This is a genomic window from Microbulbifer sp. SAOS-129_SWC, from assembly GCF_039696035.1.
GTDB lineage: Bacteria > Pseudomonadota > Gammaproteobacteria > Pseudomonadales > Cellvibrionaceae > Microbulbifer.
Window position 1 is genome coordinate 3,854,697 of the sequence record NZ_CP155567.1, and the last position, 15,521, is coordinate 3,870,217.

19 protein-coding genes are annotated in these 15,521 nt (G+C 60.3%); 2 read left to right on the forward strand and 17 right to left on the reverse strand.

All coding sequences use genetic code 11. The features are described from left to right. Window positions 1-8: 8 nt before the first annotated feature. The 6 genes from ABDK11_RS16515 to ABDK11_RS16540 all read right to left on the reverse strand — a co-directional run bounded on the left by ABDK11_RS16515 (window position 9) and on the right by ABDK11_RS16540 (window position 4,131). Window positions 9-284: a flagellar biosynthetic protein FliQ gene (locus ABDK11_RS16515; protein ID WP_346837618.1), complete on the reverse strand. Its 276-nt coding sequence runs from the start codon at window positions 282-284 to the stop codon at window positions 9-11. A gap of 10 nt (window positions 285-294) precedes the next feature. After that, entirely contained in the window at window positions 295-1,440 is a 1,146-nt protein-coding gene (locus tag ABDK11_RS16520; RefSeq protein ID WP_346837619.1) for a tetratricopeptide repeat protein, read from the reverse strand. A 12-nt stretch (window positions 1,441-1,452) separates the two neighbouring features. Then, window positions 1,453-1,938, reverse strand: coding sequence for a tetratricopeptide repeat protein (locus ABDK11_RS16525; RefSeq protein WP_346837620.1), 486 nt, complete (start codon window positions 1,936-1,938; stop codon window positions 1,453-1,455). Between the two features lie 12 nt (window positions 1,939-1,950). Then, window positions 1,951-2,202, reverse strand: coding sequence for a hypothetical protein (locus ABDK11_RS16530; RefSeq protein WP_346837621.1), 252 nt, complete (start codon window positions 2,200-2,202; stop codon window positions 1,951-1,953). A 122-nt stretch (window positions 2,203-2,324) separates the two neighbouring features. Further along, window positions 2,325-2,906: a hypothetical protein gene (locus ABDK11_RS16535; RefSeq protein ID WP_346837622.1), complete on the reverse strand. Its 582-nt coding sequence runs from the start codon at window positions 2,904-2,906 to the stop codon at window positions 2,325-2,327. Between the two features lie 754 nt (window positions 2,907-3,660). Continuing rightward, entirely contained in the window at window positions 3,661-4,131 is a 471-nt protein-coding gene (locus ABDK11_RS16540; RefSeq protein WP_346837623.1) for a hypothetical protein, read from the reverse strand. 479 nt (window positions 4,132-4,610) lie between these two features. Here ABDK11_RS16540 and ABDK11_RS16545 point away from each other — a divergent pair, with 479 nt between their 5' ends. Then, a complete protein-coding gene (locus ABDK11_RS16545; protein WP_346837624.1) occupies window positions 4,611-5,057 on the forward strand; it encodes a CBS domain-containing protein in 447 nt (148 codons plus the stop codon). 12 nt (window positions 5,058-5,069) lie between these two features. On the opposite strand, the gene ABDK11_RS16550 is transcribed toward ABDK11_RS16545, so the two are convergent. Further along, entirely contained in the window at window positions 5,070-7,037 is a 1,968-nt protein-coding gene (locus ABDK11_RS16550; protein WP_346837625.1) for an SLC13 family permease, read from the reverse strand. 87 nt (window positions 7,038-7,124) lie between these two features. On the opposite strand from ABDK11_RS16550, the gene mnmH reads away from it, so the two are divergent. Next, a complete protein-coding gene (gene mnmH / locus ABDK11_RS16555; RefSeq protein ID WP_346837626.1) occupies window positions 7,125-8,210 on the forward strand; it encodes a tRNA 2-selenouridine(34) synthase MnmH in 1,086 nt (361 codons plus the stop codon). A 64-nt stretch (window positions 8,211-8,274) separates the two neighbouring features. Here the strand turns inward: mnmH and ABDK11_RS16560 are convergent, their stop codons facing one another. From ABDK11_RS16560 to ABDK11_RS16605, 10 genes are all read right to left on the reverse strand, one after another. Next, the gene (locus tag ABDK11_RS16560; RefSeq protein ID WP_346837627.1) at window positions 8,275-8,487 is read right to left on the reverse strand and encodes an Arc family DNA-binding protein; all 213 of its coding nucleotides are present in this window, start codon (window positions 8,485-8,487) and stop codon (window positions 8,275-8,277) included. A 10-nt stretch (window positions 8,488-8,497) separates the two neighbouring features. Further along, window positions 8,498-9,364 carry an SPFH domain-containing protein gene (locus ABDK11_RS16565; RefSeq protein WP_346837628.1) on the reverse strand — a complete coding sequence of 289 codons (867 nt, stop codon included), beginning with the start codon at window positions 9,362-9,364 and terminating at the stop codon, window positions 8,498-8,500. Between the two features lie 134 nt (window positions 9,365-9,498). Then, window positions 9,499-10,428 (reverse strand): SDR family oxidoreductase, encoded by a 930-nt coding sequence (locus ABDK11_RS16570; protein ID WP_346837629.1) that lies wholly within the window; start codon window positions 10,426-10,428, stop codon window positions 9,499-9,501. A 17-nt stretch (window positions 10,429-10,445) separates the two neighbouring features. Continuing rightward, window positions 10,446-10,817, reverse strand: a complete 372-nt coding sequence (locus ABDK11_RS16575; RefSeq protein WP_346837630.1) for a VOC family protein — start codon at window positions 10,815-10,817, stop codon at window positions 10,446-10,448. Between the two features lie 56 nt (window positions 10,818-10,873). Continuing rightward, window positions 10,874-11,242 (reverse strand): DUF2750 domain-containing protein, encoded by a 369-nt coding sequence (locus ABDK11_RS16580; protein ID WP_346837631.1) that lies wholly within the window; start codon window positions 11,240-11,242, stop codon window positions 10,874-10,876. A 196-nt stretch (window positions 11,243-11,438) separates the two neighbouring features. Then, on the reverse strand, window positions 11,439-12,806 hold the full coding sequence (gene rlmD / locus ABDK11_RS16585; RefSeq protein ID WP_346837632.1) for a 23S rRNA (uracil(1939)-C(5))-methyltransferase RlmD: 1,368 nt from the start codon (window positions 12,804-12,806) through the stop codon (window positions 11,439-11,441). 174 nt (window positions 12,807-12,980) lie between these two features. Next, window positions 12,981-13,706, reverse strand: a complete 726-nt coding sequence (locus tag ABDK11_RS16590; RefSeq protein ID WP_346837633.1) for a SprT family zinc-dependent metalloprotease — start codon at window positions 13,704-13,706, stop codon at window positions 12,981-12,983. Between the two features lie 15 nt (window positions 13,707-13,721). Beyond that, entirely contained in the window at window positions 13,722-14,153 is a 432-nt protein-coding gene (locus ABDK11_RS16595) for a hotdog fold thioesterase (RefSeq protein ID WP_346837634.1), read from the reverse strand. Window positions 14,154-14,201: 48 nt separating this feature from the next. After that, complete coding sequence (locus tag ABDK11_RS16600; protein WP_346837635.1) at window positions 14,202-14,825, reverse strand: DUF2799 domain-containing protein; 624 nt, start codon at window positions 14,823-14,825, stop codon at window positions 14,202-14,204. Window positions 14,826-14,866: 41 nt separating this feature from the next. After that, window positions 14,867-15,517 carry an MBL fold metallo-hydrolase gene (locus ABDK11_RS16605; protein WP_346837636.1) on the reverse strand — a complete coding sequence of 217 codons (651 nt, stop codon included), beginning with the start codon at window positions 15,515-15,517 and terminating at the stop codon, window positions 14,867-14,869. Window positions 15,518-15,521 lie beyond the last annotated feature (4 nt).

Here is a 15,521-nt window from a genome sequence, read left to right on the forward strand (position 1 = left end):
ATATTACCTCAGAAGCCGTGCAGCATTTGTGGTATGCCGCCGATTAATCGTGTGGCAAATGCGGCCATCTGTTGAATGATCCAACCGCCAAACGCGATGAGTGCAAGACCGGATACCAGGAGCTTGGGAATAAATGTGAGTGACATTTCCTGCAGCTGGGTCACCACCTGAAAAATACTCACCACCAATCCGACCAGTAGTGTTAGGCCCAGAACCGGCGCTGTAACTTTAATTACCAACCAGAGCATTTGAGAAAGCATGGTAATGGCCAGATCTTCTGTCATAGCTGTCGACTCACCTTCGTATCTGGCTATTATTTTTTTCGTACTTTATCAGATGATCCATCAGTGAGGGCGCCCCATCACCTAATGGGGCATCCAGCATGCCGCCTAGCAATTTAGTTGCAATCTTATCTTTTCCCTTCAACTTCAACATAATACTTTTTGCATAGAGACCACCAAATGATGAACGGTCTAGCTTGAGCGCGGTGTCAGACTCTTGCTTGGCTTCATCAAGCTTATTCTGGAACACCAATGCGACGGAAAGCCCGCCGTGTACTTCCGCGTTATTTCTGTTCTTCTCTATCCCGGTGCGAAATACTTGCTCAGCTTTATGGAAGTTATTTTTTATAATGTGTGTCCAACCAAGGGTATTGAAATTACCAACTTGATCGGGGGAAATTTCAACGGCCCGCTCAAAATAAGTTTGCGCGCCCTCATAATCCCGGTTTAACAGTGAAGCCAAACCCTTCCCCTGCCAACCTCGTGGGTTCCCGGGTTCATTCTTCACCACCAGCTCAAACAACTCTTCAGCTTTCGCGATATCCTGTTGTTCAATGGCATGATTGCCTAAAACTGTGGCGGCATCCGCATTGGCGGAATCCAGCTCAAGGACAGATTCGGCATCTTTTATAGCTGATGCCATGTCAAAGCTATCCATTCTAATAAGAGACAGATAGCCCATCAGCTTTGCATCATGCTTAACCGAAAGGCATTGCTCCGCATGCTCAATCGCCTCTGCCAGCCTTCCTTCATTATGTAGACAGGAGACCTGATAAAACTCGAGATCTTTAAATCCACTATTGCCACTGTCCAGGGAGCTAAAAGCTATATGCGCCTCTGAAAACCGTTTGCAATAGTATAGAGAGAGCGCGTAATTATAGTTCAAGCTCTCGTCATTACCTGCAACCCTAATTACCTGATCATAGATTGCTGCAGCATCTTCAAATTTATTTTCAGATAAACAGAGATTACCCAGCCTGGATAGGGCAACGCTGCTTTCTGGATCTTGTACCCGTGCGCGCTCAAAGAATTCCCTGGCTTTAACAAAATCACCATTTTCATGGTAGAGATCCCCAATTTGTATACACAGCAGAGCGTTTTGGGGATCCAGTTCTAGATATTTCAGGTAACTGGATAATTTTTTCTGGAACTCTTCCATTGAGCACGACCTTCAGGAAAGACTGAAATTTAGTTTCGAGGCAATATCTTGCAGGCTGCCATACAGGGGATGCGACTTCGGCATCAGTTTCGCACTCATTTTGAAATATTTAACAGCCGATTCCTGATCACCCATATTGAGATGACACATTGCCCCGTAAAAAAGGCTGGCGTATTCGGTACCGGATTCAATAAGGGATTGCCATTCGGCAAGCGCCTGACTCCAGTTCTTCTCTTGAAAATAGGTCATTCCGAGCTGGAAACGAGCAAGCGCGTTTTCCTCATTGAACGATAGTATTTTCCGGAAATTATCCCTGGCATCGCCCGACATGCCTAGCTGCTGGTAGGTAGAGGCCAACATACCCAGTGCGACTTCATTCTGGGGGAATTCCAGCAGGTATTCCTTCAGAAGAGAAACCGCCTGCTCGAATTTTTGCTCCTGTACCATTGCCACAATAGGCTTCAGACGCTGCCTCTGCTCATGCTCACTATTGTTCAAGTATTCCTCTCCCTACGAAGCTAGCTGCTCGAGAAAATTTTCAAGTGCGGCTTTGATTCTGCTATCACTTTCCAGGTGCTGATGCACCTTCGCAATAAGCAGATTGAATTTGGGCTCGTTACGCACCTTATCGCCGAACTCCCAGACCAGAACCGCCTCTATTACAACTCGTGCTTTTTGGCTGACACTACCTGCATCGGCTTCGATTTTTTTTAGCTTTAACTTTAGCTCGCTCTCCAATGCCCCGAGCGATACCCTCTGCACCGATGCAGTCTGCCGGGCGGCAGTCTCATTGGACTTACCTGGACTATCTCCCCGGGATACACTTCCCCGTAATAAACGTACAAGGGGACCAACTCCATCTACCGGGCCCAACGCCTGACTCCCTAGCCATTACCTTTTAATGACTGCTTGTAACCTGATAGAGCTCTTTGTGCGGAAGCCGCATTCGGGGTTACCTCTCCGTGCTCTACAACCGCCTCGCCCGGGCGATTCTCCATCGCAGCTTCAGCTGAAGCTATCACTCTGCGCATGTCATCATTGAGCGCGGTATTGAAATCATTGTTTTCAATTCCCTGCGACAATTTTTCAATGCACAGCGCAAAATCATCCTTTACAAGAGCGGTCATTCCCGCGGAAAAAAGCTTAAATGGGTGATCAGGCTTGAGATCATCAAGCTCCCGCCAAACAGTCGCGGATTCTTCCACATCCCCTGACGTGAGGTGCAGCAGCCCGAGCTGAAAGACCGCCGTCTTCTCTGAGGCATCCAGCTCAATAGCTTTTTGGAGCCAATCTATCGCGGGCTCCAGCATCTGAATTTGTGCATACAGCGCGCCGACCATATAGGTAGCCTTGGCGTGGTGCTCATCCATTTCGACGCATCGTTTGAACAGGCTCAGCGATTCGCCAACATCATCCTTCTCAAGAGAGTGAAGCCCCAAATGAAACAGCTCTTCGGCATTTAGCATTCCCTTTTCCCCTTTTCGACTATCTGATCCCTAATAGGGTGGCCGTCTGACCATCCACAGCCAAAGTACACAACAGTTTCTCTGGCGCCTCGGCGTCAAAGGTGGCGCAGCAGGCGGATAAGCTTGCCCCCATATAATGCCCTGTCATTGTGACCGTTTGTTCAAACCACCGCCGACGCCCCTCCAGTACGGGTTGCCCGTCAATTAAAATGTCGACTTTTCGTGTAATCGGATTAGAGCGGGCCTCAACCAGCCATGGCGACCTTGTATAAAAATCAGGCTGAAGGGTTTGGACTTCGGACGTGGAGGAGCAAGCAGAACACAGTAGCGCAATGCAAAGAAGCAGGTACCGCATAATATAAAACCCGTCCTTGTGTCAACACCGTTATTTGAATAATTCGATGGGTTAACTTTCGAAGCGGATCATACTATAGGAAATTGCGCCAATTTCCATTAAAAAAATAGAAACCTGTCACACTTTATGACTGATGCAGGTCGTTATTGACCTAAAAGAAGCTCGGATATTAATTCATTGTCATGCAGGGGAGGCGGCGGAACTTACAGTCACTTTTCACGGCAAGTAAAACCGGATAGCGCCATGTCACCGGCCTTCAAATTTTGATGCTAACACGGACCAGAGGCATCATTTGCCGATTCAACGTACCTGAAGACCTAAACAAAAAAAAGCCCCGGTGCTTCCACCAGGGCCTCTGATATACCGGATGTCAAGTAACGACGTAAAAAGAGAGAAAAGTCAGATCTTCCACTTCTGCACTTCTTCCAGTCCGTGCTCCTCAACCCACTGGTTCAGCTGCTTCGGATTGCGCTTTTTCTTTTCCAGGGTACCGCCAGTGTAGGGGTTGCGATAGTGACCCACTTCCAGTTTGGGTTCGCTGGATTTGGAGGCCGCAGCGCGGCCGCGACGCGGGGTGTCGCCGCCTTTTTTCAGGGCGCGGGCAACGCGGGCCTTCAGGGACTTGATGTAATCCGGTGCGTCCTCGTCATTCAGCTGCCCCACCAGCCAGTCGACAATCTGCTCGCCGCGCGCCGGGTAAAGCTCTTCCTCATCCATCTGGTATTCAGCGGCGAGGTTTACCAGCGCCTTGTCGAACGCAATTACGCCCTCTTTCTTGCGTTCAGCCTGGGCCCTCTGCTCCTGCAGCTCCTCGATTTTGGCCTGGTGCTCGGCAATCTGTTGTTCAATCTGGTCGTATTCCTGAAACATTCAATAAACCTCTACGGCTATTAACAATATATAGATACAAATATCCGGCACAGTAAAATACCGAATATTATTAAAATTCTTCAGTGGCGATATAAAAGTCTGCTTTATTGAGCAAAACCCGTATATATACCGAAAGCGCGCGCCAAATGAGACCAGCTTACGAAAGGGGGTCAAATCTCCTTCCGGAGAAGATATGAGCGTTATATCTATTCTCTGGGGCTAACACCACGCTGGCATGAGATTGCCCGTGCTATGAGCCTATAAGATATAGACAAACTTTGGGCTGGCTGCCCGGCAATTTCCCGCGCAGGGTAAAGATCCCCGCTGGGGACGGCGAATAATAAGGCTTTAGTGCCAAATATCAACCGCAAATTGATCGCCCCGCTATGGCTATAGAGGAAAGCGGGCCACAACGACTGCCATTGGGCAGCGCGGTAATGCTAACCTATGATTCATTGGGCATTTACGGACCGAATACCATGTCACATTCGCGCGATATTCACCATATCCCCTCACTGGCTGCGGTTATGACCCCGTTTCCCTACCATATCGACCTCAACGCTACGGTGGAGGAGGCGCTGGCGCTAATGGACGAGCACCGCGTACACCACCTGCCGGTAACCCGGGACGGCGATCTGGAAACCATCATCTCCCGCGGCGATATCGAGCGTGCCCAGGCGCCCGGCCACCGGCTGGAAGAACAGCAGCTGTATGTGCACGATTTGTGTGCGCGCAGGCCCTATATCGCCGATATCCACGATCCTCTGGACAAGATCCTGCTGGCAATGGCTGATACCGGGATCGGCTCGGTGCTGGTCATGCGTGAAGGGGAGCTGTCCGGTATTGTCACCGTGACCGATGTACTGCGCTTCTGTGGCAAATTTCTGGCGGAGCTGGCACACCCGGTGGACGACTCCATCGCCTGAGCATAAATCCGCCTACAGCGGCCAGATCCACAGCAGCATCGGCACGCTGACCAGTATCACCAGGATCTCCATCGGCAGCCCCATGCGCCAGTAGTCGCCGAACTGGAAGCCGCCAGGGCCGAGAATCAGCGTGTTGTTCTGGTGCCCCACCGGGGTCAGGAAGGCGCAGGAGGCACCGATCGCCACCGCCATCAGGAAGCTGTCCGGATTGACATGCAGTTGCGCGGCCGCAGAGAGGGCGATGGAACACATCACCGCCGCCGTCGCGGCATTGTTCATGAAGTCCGACAGGGTCATGGTCACCACCAGCAATAACACCAGCGCCACCACCGGGCTGCCGCGCGCCAGATTGTTCAACATCCCCTTGGCCACCAGATCCGCAGCCCCGGTCGTCTCCATCACCTGGGCCACGGCGATCAGGGCCCCCAGCAGCACCACCACCGAGCCATCGATGGCGTCGTACACACTGCGCAACGGCACCACCTTAAGCACCATGAACGCCAGCGCGCAGGTGGCAAACGAGATGGCCGCCGGCAGCAGTCCGAAGGCGGCGCCGGCCACCGCCAGCGCCATTGCCACCAGCGCCACTACCGCTTTTTCCTTGTTGGGAATACCGATATCCCGCTGTGCCAGCGGTACGCATCCCTGCTCGACCGCAAAGGTGTTGAGCTTGTCGTCTGTGCCCATCATCAACAGCGCATCGCCGGCCATCAGCGGCGTCGAGCGCAGGCGCCGCACCGAGCGGCGCCCCTGGCGCGACAGCGCCAGCAGGCTGATCTCGTAGCGCGCCGGCAGGCGCAGAAATTGCGCGGTGCGCCCGACCAGGCCGGAGTCCGGCATCACCACCAGCTCGCGCAGCTGTACATCGGCGCGCTCGCCAGCGGGCTTTTCTTTTGCCTTTTCCTTAGCCCCCTCTTTCTCCTTGTCTTTCTCTGCCTCTTCCCCCTGGTCACCATTGGGACGGGCATCTTCTTTGTCGGCCAGCTGGGACAGCTGCGTCGGCCCGACGGCACGCGCTGTGCTCGAGTGCACCTCGGCATCGCTTTCCGGCGCCGCTTCGCTGGCATCCTCTTCGCCCGCATCGCCGCTGCCAGGCTCTGCCGCCAGGCGCAGGCCGAGAATGGAAATGGCCGCCGACAGCGCCTCGGCCTCCGCTTCGATCACCAGGATGTCCGTCTCCCGCACCCGCTGCCAGGGAGTTGCCGGGGAAACCCGCGAGTCGTTGTGTACCACCCCGACCACCTGGGCGTCCTCGTCCTCGAGCATCTGCGCGATTTCCCGCACTGTCTTGCCCGCTGCAGCGCTCTTTTCCTCCACCAGCGCCTCGGTCAGGTAGGTACCGGTATCGAAGGTGGCGGCACCGGCCTGGGTGCGCGCCGGCACCAGGCGCCAGCCGATCAGCGCCACGAACAGCACCCCCACCAGCGCCACCACCACCCCCACCGGGGTAAAGTCGAACATACCGTAACTACCGGCACCGGCACTGGCGCGGAACCCAGACACGATCAGGTTCGGCGGCGTACCGATCAAGGTGGTCATACCGCCGAGAATGGTGCCGAATGACAGCGGCATCAGCGCCCGGCCGGGCGGCAGCTGGTGTTTGTCGGCAATATCCGTGGCCACCGGCATCAACAGCGCCATGGCCCCGACGTTGTTCATAAAGCCGGACATCAGCGCGCCGAGGCCGGTCAGCGAGAATATTGCCAGCGTCGTATTGGTCGTGCGCGGAATCACCCGCTGTGCCAGCGCGTCCATGGCGCCGGTATTCTGCAATCCGCGACTCAGTATCAGCACGCAGGCGACGGTCACCACCGCCGGGTGACCAAAACCCTTGAAGGCGTCCTCCGGTTTGATCAGCCCGGCAAACACACACGCCAGCAGCGAGGCCAGCGCCACCAGGTCGTGGCGCCAGGGGCCCCAGATAAATAGAACGATAGTCGCGGCGAGTATCAGCAGAATGGTGAGCTGTTCGACGGTCATGCAGCGGCCTAGCCGCGCCCTTTGCGCGGTAAATCCATCAGAGTCACTTTCAGGTTACACTGGCGGCCGGAATTGAGGAGATAGAAATTGCGCCAGAACACTGCCGACTACCGGCAACTTTTTCTCAACGACACGCCAATGATGGATATGCGCGCGCCGGTGGAATACGCCCGCGGCGCCTTTCCGCACAGCGAAAACCTGCCGCTGCTGGACGACCAGCAGCGGCAGCAGGTGGGCACCGAGTACAAGCGCAACGGCCAACAGGCCGCCATCGAGCTCGGATGGCGCCTCGCCACCCCGGAGGTGCGCGCCCAGCGCCTGGTCACGTGGCGCGACTTCGTGCAGCGCCACCCCGACGGCTACCTCTACTGCTTTCGCGGCGGCCTGCGTTCGCGCACCGCGCAACAGATGCTGCGTGACGAGGGTATCGACTACCCACTGGTAGAGGGGGGCTACAAGGCAATGCGCGCTTTCCTGCTCGAGCAGCTCGATCGCCAGTGTGCGGAACTGCCGCTGGTCGTGATCGCCGGGCACACGGGCAGCGGCAAGACCGAGTTGATTCACGCGGCCACCCGCGCTATCGACCTGGAGGGCATCGCCCACCACCGCGGTTCCAGCTTTGGCCGCACCCGGCGGCCGCAGCCGGCACAGATCGATTTCGAGAACCGGGTCAGCGTCGACCTGCTGAAACTGGCCCAGTCTGCCGGACAGGTGTTTGTCGAAGACGAGAGCCGCCTGATCGGCCGCTGCTTCCTGCCGCCGGTGCTGCAGCAGGCCCTGAAGCGGGCGCCGCGGGTGCTGGTCGAGGAGCCGGTGGAAGCCCGCGCGCAGCGTATCGTGCGCGACTATGTGACCGATGCCTTAGAGGATTTCGCCGGTGAGGAAAGCGGTCCGGCGCCGGCGCTCGGCGACGCGCTGCGGCGCAACTTAAGCCGTATCCAGAAGCGTCTCGGGGGACTGCGCTACCGCCAGCTGGACGAACAGCTGCAGGCGGCCAACGCCGAACTGGCCAGCGGCGGCAGCGCGGAGGCGTATATCCCGCTCGTGTGTACCCTGCTGCGGGAATACTACGACGGCACCTACGATTACCTGATGCAGCAGCGCGAGGGCGGAGTGCTGTTTCGCGGCAGCCACGCCGAGGTGTTGCAGTGGCTCGGGGAACAGGCGGGCTGAGCCCCGCTGCGGGCGGATCGCATCCGCGGCTCCCCGCATCAATCGCCAACGGCACCGCCGGCGTTCAGTCGCCGGCGCCATCCTCATCCGCGCCCCGCTCCTCCAGGTCGGTCACCACTTTCTGCACCAGTTTTACCCGGCCGGATTTCACCAGCGCGTCGCGCAGCACATACTCGATCTGTGCATTGAGACTGCGCAGATCGTCATCGGCCCAGCGCTGCATGGCGGCCAGGACCTGTTCGTTGATGCGCAGCGGAAAGGCTTTCTTTTTTGCCATGACTCGGGGACTAATAGAGACTGCCGGTATTCAGCACCGGCTGCGCCTGCTGCTCGCCGCAGATCACCACCAGCAGATTGTTGACCATATTCGCCTTGCGCTCCTCGTCGAGTTCCAGTTCGTGGGACTGCGCCAGCGTGGCGATGGCGTCGGTAACCATTTCCACCGCGCCCTGCACAATCAGTTTGCGCGCCGCCAGCACCGCACTGGCCTGCTGTTTGCGCAGCATCGCCTGGGCTATTTCCGGCGCATAGGCCAGGTGGCTGATGCGCGCCTCGATCACCTCGATACCGGCGCGCCCCAGGCGCTCCTGCACCTGGAGGCGGATCTTCTCGGCGATATTCACCGGATCCCCACGCAGTGACAGCGTCTCGTCACTGTGGCTGTCGTAGGGGTGTTCATTGGCCACATTGCGCAGTGCCGCCTCGCTCTGGATGGTAACGAAGCTCTCGTAATCGTCCACCTCGAAATGCGCCTCGGCAGAATCCACCACTTTCCACACCACTACCGCGGCGATCTCGATCGGGTTGCCGTTGGCATCGTTGACCTTGAGCTTGCCACTCTCGAAATTGCGCACCCGCAGCGAGATCGGCGTGCGCGTGAAGATCAGCGGGTTGGTCCAGCGCAGCCCGGTGGCGTGCTCGGTGCCGACATACTTGCCGAACAACTGCAGTATCTTGCCCTGATTGGGCGCCACCAGAAACAACCCGTGCCAGCAGAAACCCACCAGCGCCGCAGCCAGCCCCCAGCCCACCGCGGCCATGCTGCTGGCCGCCAGCGACTGCAGCAGTAATCCCAGCGTCAGCACTTGCAGCAGCAGTAAAACGGCGACCGTGCCGTATCCGTTCAGTGTAAAAGCCCTTTTCTCGGTAATCATGGCATCCTCCATGCTGATATCATTTTGATACCACTATAGCATCAGGTCAGCGAAAGACGCCAGCGCGCAGCCGTCACCGGTATGCGGCAGCGAACGGAATAGAAGGGTTGGGGAGAATCGTCGCGGCAGCGCGATCAGCTTTCGAGGGGAATCCGCTTCAGCTTGAAGCGCCGCGCCAGTGCCCAGTCGCGCAGGCGCCGTGGCAGCCAGCGCGCCACCCACGGCAGCAGGCGGCTCTTGTTGCCCAGGCGCACCAGTGCCGGCGGGCGTTTGCGCAGCAGCTCTTTCACCAGCCGCCGGGCCATGACGCTGGCCAGGGTGGCGTTCTGCTGGGATTCCTGCGCGCGTGCGCGCACCGCTTCCTCCTGGCGCTTGTACCAGGAGTCCGGTGCCAGCAGGCCGCGCAGCGAGACTTCCGCGTGACGGCCAAACTCCGATGCGATGGCGCCCGGCTGTACCGTCATCACGCGGATACCGAAGGGTTTCAGCTCCAGCCGCAACACCTCGGACAGGGTGTGCAGTGCCGCCTTGGAGGCACAATAGGCGCCGGAGAAGGGCGTCGGCAGCACGCCGGACACGGAACCGATATTGCAGATCAGCCCGCGGCGCTCGGATTTCATCAGCGGCGCGCAGGCGCGCGCCAGCGCCATGGGGGCAAACACGTTGGTGCGGAACTGCTGTTCCAGCGCGCGGCTGTCCAGCTCCAGCAACGGCCCCATCTGGCCGTAGCCGGCATTGTTGATCAGGATATCCAGGCGCCCGTAGGCGGCCTTGAGCGCGTGGACCACGCGGTTGATGTCCGCCTGGGAATTGACGTCCAGCGCTTCGGTAGCGATACCGAGGTCGGCCAGCTCCTGCAGGCTCTCCGGACGCCGCGCGGTGGCAATCACGATCGTGCCGCGGCGGTGCAGCGCCAGCGCCAGTTCGCGGCCGATGCCGCTGGAACAACCGGTAATCAGCGCCACCCGGTCCGGCACTACGTAACCGCGGCCGATCTGCGCCAGGCTCTCGGCGGCAAAGTAGTGGTCGGAAGGGCGAAATCTCGATACCGGTGGTTTGCTCACGGGAACGACTCCTGGGCCTAATCTGCGTTGAAATGCGGGTTTTCAATCAGGCCGAATACATTGCCGAAGGGATCGAGGAAGCTGGCCACCCGGATGCCGTCACCGACATCGGCGATTTCGCTGTGCTGGCGCGCGCCCAGAGCGTTGAGGCGTTCGACCTGCGCGGCCATATCCGCCACCCCCCAGTAGGCCACCACACCATCGGCGCGGCTGATCACACTGCGCGCGTCCGGGTCCAGGCCCAGCTCGAAGCCGCCGACGTTGAAGCCGACGTAGTACTCCTCGTCAAAATAGGGTTGCTGCTCCAGCACCCGGCTGTACCAGGCCTTGCCCTCGGCAAGATCGCTGACACCATATACGACTGTGCGCACCCCCAAAAACTGCCCCATCCTGAGACTCCTGCTTTTATGATTTTCTCCTGCCGGCGGACGCCGTTTTATACCGGCTACTGCAGCTCCTGCTCCAGCTGCTCGAGCAGATCCAGCGGTTCCAGCTCGATGCCCTCCAGCTCCCCGTTCCAGTTGATCCCCACCAGCAGCACGTCGTCGTGCATCCCGGTGAGCCAGTCGTCCATAAACTCTTCCAGATCTACGGCGACCACCTGGTAGTCGGCCCAGTCGCCACTGGCGTGGACCTCGGCGAACTCGCGCCGCGACCAGAACGGCATGACATCGGTCTCCGGGTACTTTTCCGACGCACACAGGGCAAAGCCCTCGTCGCCCTCCAGCGCCCAGACACAGCCCTGCTCGGCCGCTTCCGGCAGGAAGCGCGCGCAGTTCTCCTCGAAATCGTCACTCAGGGGTTCGGCTTGCATGTCCGTGGTATCTCGTGAATTTCAATGCAGTTTACGCCAGATTGCCGGGCCGACCAATGTGCCCGGCGCCAAACTCCGGAACCCGGTTCCAACCCGATCAGGACAACGGGATTTCTGCGCAGGTACCGCTAGCCGTACCGCCACGCAAGCTGTTAACCGACGGGCACTAGCCAAGCCAGGCTTTATTCGCCGACGGTTACGAGACGCGCTCAAACACCGCCATGGATTCAACATGGGCGGTGTGCGGGAACATATCCATCACCCCGGCGCTGGTCAGTCGGTAGCCGAGCGCGGCCAGCTCGCCGGCATCCCGCGCCAGCGTGGCCGGGTTGCAGGACACATAGACGATTCTTCTGGCACCGAGGCGCTGCAGTTCCGGCAGCACCTCCAGCGCGCCGGCGCGCGGCGGGTCCAGCAGTATCCTGTCGAAGCCGCCTTTCGCCCAGGAATGGGCGCGGATATCGCGGGTCAGGTCGGCGGCGTGGAATTCCACATTATCGAGACCGTTGCCCGCGGCGTTGTCGCGGCCGCGCTGCATCAGCGCGCCCTCGCCCTCCACCCCCACCACGGCGCCCGCGCGGCGCGCCAGCGGCAGGGTGAAATTGCCCAGGCCGCAGAACAGGTCCAGCACCCGCTCACCCGGCTGCGGATCCAGTAACTCTACCGCGCGCTGCACCATCTGCCGGTTGATGGCGAAATTGACCTGAATAAAGTCGAGCGGGTGGAAGGCCAGCGTCAGCTCGAAATCCGCCAGCGCGTAATGCAGCCGCTCCTCGCCCTCGTGCGGCCAGATGCGATGCGCGGTCGCAGCATCGCCCGGCTGCAGGTACAGGTGGATGCCGGTGTCCGCGGCGAATTCCAGCCAGCGCGCGCGATCCGCGTCACCGAGCGGTTTCAGGTGGCGCAGCACCACCGCCGCCGCATCATCGCCGACCGCCACCTCCAGCTGCGAAAAGCTGGCGCGGCCGTCGCAATCGCTGACCAGCTGTTTCAAGCGCGGAATCTGCGTGGCCACGGCCGGGTGCAGCACATGGCACTCGTCGATATCGGTCAGCTCGTTGGAGCGCTTCTCGCGGAAACCGAACACCAGTTCGCGCCCGCCACCGCGCCGTCGGGTCTCGCGGATGCCGATGCGCGCCTTGCGCCGGTAGCCGAACGGCTCCGCCACCAGCGGCGGCAGGATGTCCGGCACTTCGATACCGGCGAAGCGCGCCAGCTGGTCCAGCAGTATGCGCTGCTTGGCGGCGATCTGCGCGGCCGGCTGCAGTTGCTGTACCGCGCAGCCGCCGCACTTGTCCACATGCGGGCAGCGCGGCGCACAGCGCTCGGCGGACGCCTGCAAGATATCCACAGCGGCGCCCTCGTCGTATTTCGCGCGGCGCTCGGTGTAGCGGAAACGCACCCGCTCGCCGGGTAGCGCGTTGTCGATAAACACCGCCTTGCCGTCGACGCGGGCGATGCCGCGCATATCGTGGCTGAAGGATTCCACCTGCGCCTCGGCCTGTTTCGGCAGGGGCTTGCGCGGGGATTTTTTCGGCGAAAAGAACCGGGGTTTAGGGGCCATAACTCACTACTGTGGAAAATCGGATGTTTGCAGATGCGCCGCAGGGTGCGCCGCCCGCATCGTCAGCCCTTTGCGCCAGAGCCTCGCACGAAACTGAGCACGCCACCGGATTATCCAGAGCACAGGGTCGCGAAGTTTTGTGCCGCACCGGGCGCATCATCGGCAATGGGCAGTCTACAGCGCCAGCCGGTGGCCGTTATCCCGCAGCCAGCGGCGCAGATTTTTGTAGTCCGGGCAGGCGCCCTCTACCAGCTGCCAGAAGGCGCGGCTGTGGTTGTGGTGGCGCAGGTGGCAGACCTCGTGGGCCACCAGGTAATCCGCCACCGCCTCCGGCGCCAGGCACACCAGCCAGTTGTACTGCAATTCGCCGCGCACCGTGCAGTGACCCCACTTGCTTCTGGTGCGGCGCACACGCACGGCGGCAAAGCGCAGACCGAGGCGCTCGGCACAGCGCGTCGACTTGGCGGTCAACAGCGCCAGCGCCTCGCGCTGGTAAAGGCGCTCCACCGCCGTCTGCAACTGCGCCTCTGTCGGCGCGCGGTAGCGAGTATAAACCGCGATGGCGTCGGCATAGATGCCGGCTTCCGCCGGGCGCAGCGCGCGCCGCAGCGGCAGCGTGCGGCCCAGCCAGGGCAACCGTTCGCCGAACACATAGCGGTACTGCGGGATCTCCGCCGCGCGCTCGCGCGCAACGCCCAGCTGCGCGCGCACCCAGTGGATATTCTCCTGCAGGAACTGGTGGCCGTGGCGCGCGGCACAGCGCAGCGGAATACGCACCTCCACACCGGATTGCGCCAGCACCAGCCCCAGGCGCTTGCGCCGCGGCGAGCGCACCAGGCGGTAGGGAATATCCTCGTAAACGAATGCCTGCGCCTCGTCGGCTGCTTTCAATTCACTCAAGTGGCTCGAATCCGCTCACTGGCCGCCGTGGGGCACCACCGCCATGGTGATGCGCGAGATGCAGTTCAGCTTGCCGCGCGGGTCGCTGATACGAATCTCCCATACCTGGCTGCTGCGGCCGAGATGCACCGGCCTGGCGATGCCGGTGACTTCGCCCTCCGGCACCGGGCGCAGGTGATTGGCATTGATCTCCTGGCCCACGCAATAGAACTTGTCCGTATCCACCACCAGGTTGGCGGCGATGGAACCGAGCGTCTCCGCCAGCACCACACTAGCGCCGCCGTGCAGGATGCCGAACGGCTGGCGGGTGCGCTCGTCCACCGGCAGTGTGCCGGCCAGGTAGTCGTCACCGATCTCGGTGATCTTCATGCCGATATACCCGGGCATACAGCCGGCGGCGCTCTCGTTCAGTTGTTCCAGTGTGGGGTTGCTGTGCCAGATGGCCATGGTGTGTTTCCAGAATAAGGTTCGCCCGCTGCGCAATCGGCAGCGGGATCAGTACAGAAAGTCGAGACCGAGACTGTTGAAGGCGTTGAAGCTGCCGATGCGGTCGAAGCGGTCAAAGGCGCCGAAACCGCCAAAGGCGTCGAAGCGGAACATGGCCATATCCAGCCGCTGCAGCTCGAACTGCAGGGATGTGCGACGCATGGCCAGACTGCTTAGCGCATTGCGATCGGCGGTATTGGCCATGGCCACCTCGACCACGTAGAGCTGCTGGCGCACCCAGTCCTGGCGCGCCGCCAGCTGGCGGTACTGCTGCACCACCTGGTGATCCGCCAGCCCCTGCCGGTAGGCGGTGACAAACAGGTCGGCGGTGGGACCGGTGCACACGCCGCTGTAGCGGCGCCCCTGGCGGCCGTAGCGATAGCCGTTGTCCGGCGTGCAGAACTTCTCTACGCCCTCTTCGTGGCCCCGGTACCAGGCCTCGTTGTCGACCTGCACACCATACTCCTGGCACTGCTCGGCGATCCGCTTGACCATCGCCTGATCGCGACCACGAGCGCCATCCTGCACGCCGCGCTCGTACCAGTTGCCGGCGCGGCACTCATCTTCGGAGATCACCGCACAGCCGGCAAACAGCAGCGGCAGGATAAGCAGCAGGCGCTTGATCGTTGGCATGGCAGTGTCTCCCGCGAATTCTTGTTGTTGTGCGCGCCGGCTCAGCCGAAGCGCTTGTCAGCCACAAACGGATTGGTCTGGCGCTCCTGCCCAAAAGTGGACATGGGGCCGTGGCCGGGAATAAAGCGCACGGCATCGCCCAGCGGCCAGAGGTTTTCCTTAATCGAGCGGATCAGCGCGTCGTGATCGCTGCGCGGAAAATCCGTGCGGCCGATAGAACCGGCAAACAGCACATCACCCACCAGCGCCAGCTGGCTGGGGCGGTGGAAAAACACCACGTGCCCGGGGGTGTGGCCGGGGCAGTGATACACCTCCAGCACCTCGTCGCCGACCGTGACCGTATCGCCCTGCTCGAGCCAGCGGTCCGGGGTAAAGGTCTCCACCGGCGGGAAGCCGAATCTCTGCGTCTGCATCTCCAGCTGCTCGATCCAGAAGGCGTCGTCTTTGTGCGGCCCCTCCACCGGCAGCTGGAGCTGTGTCGACAGCGCCGCGGTGCCACCGACGTGGTCGAGGTGCCCGTGGGTCAGCAGGATCTTTTCCAGTTTCAGGCCGCGCTCGGCCACGGCGGCCAGAATGCGCTCGATATCGCCACCCGGATCCACCACCGCTGCGCGCTTGCTGTCTTCACACCACAACAGGGTGCAGTTCTGCTGGAACGGGGTGACGGGCACTGTGTGAAACTGCAGGGACATAGGG

Excerpts from the sequence above, each read along its gene's own strand:
- ABDK11_RS16515 (WP_346837618.1), bottom strand. The coding sequence starts at position 284 with ATGACAGAAGATCTGGCCATTACCATGCTTTCTCAAATGCTCTGGTTG.
- ABDK11_RS16520 (WP_346837619.1), bottom strand. The coding sequence starts at position 1,440 with ATGGAAGAGTTCCAGAAAAAATTATCCAGTTACCTGAAATATCTAGAA.
- ABDK11_RS16535 (WP_346837622.1), bottom strand. The coding sequence starts at position 2,906 with ATGCTAAATGCCGAAGAGCTGTTTCATTTGGGGCTTCACTCTCTTGAG.
- ABDK11_RS16540 (WP_346837623.1), bottom strand. The coding sequence starts at position 4,131 with ATGTTTCAGGAATACGACCAGATTGAACAACAGATTGCCGAGCACCAG.
- ABDK11_RS16545 (WP_346837624.1), top strand. The coding sequence starts at position 4,611 with ATGTCACATTCGCGCGATATTCACCATATCCCCTCACTGGCTGCGGTT.
- ABDK11_RS16550 (WP_346837625.1), bottom strand. The coding sequence starts at position 7,037 with ATGACCGTCGAACAGCTCACCATTCTGCTGATACTCGCCGCGACTATC.
- ABDK11_RS16560 (WP_346837627.1), bottom strand. The coding sequence starts at position 8,487 with ATGGCAAAAAAGAAAGCCTTTCCGCTGCGCATCAACGAACAGGTCCTG.
- ABDK11_RS16565 (WP_346837628.1), bottom strand. The coding sequence starts at position 9,364 with ATGATTACCGAGAAAAGGGCTTTTACACTGAACGGATACGGCACGGTC.
- ABDK11_RS16575 (WP_346837630.1), bottom strand. The coding sequence starts at position 10,817 with ATGGGGCAGTTTTTGGGGGTGCGCACAGTCGTATATGGTGTCAGCGAT.
- ABDK11_RS16580 (WP_346837631.1), bottom strand. The coding sequence starts at position 11,242 with ATGCAAGCCGAACCCCTGAGTGACGATTTCGAGGAGAACTGCGCGCGC.
- rlmD (WP_346837632.1), bottom strand. The coding sequence starts at position 12,806 with ATGGCCCCTAAACCCCGGTTCTTTTCGCCGAAAAAATCCCCGCGCAAG.
- ABDK11_RS16595 (WP_346837634.1), bottom strand. The coding sequence starts at position 14,153 with ATGGCCATCTGGCACAGCAACCCCACACTGGAACAACTGAACGAGAGC.
- ABDK11_RS16600 (WP_346837635.1), bottom strand. The coding sequence starts at position 14,825 with ATGCCAACGATCAAGCGCCTGCTGCTTATCCTGCCGCTGCTGTTTGCC.
- ABDK11_RS16605 (WP_346837636.1), bottom strand. The coding sequence starts at position 15,517 with ATGTCCCTGCAGTTTCACACAGTGCCCGTCACCCCGTTCCAGCAGAAC.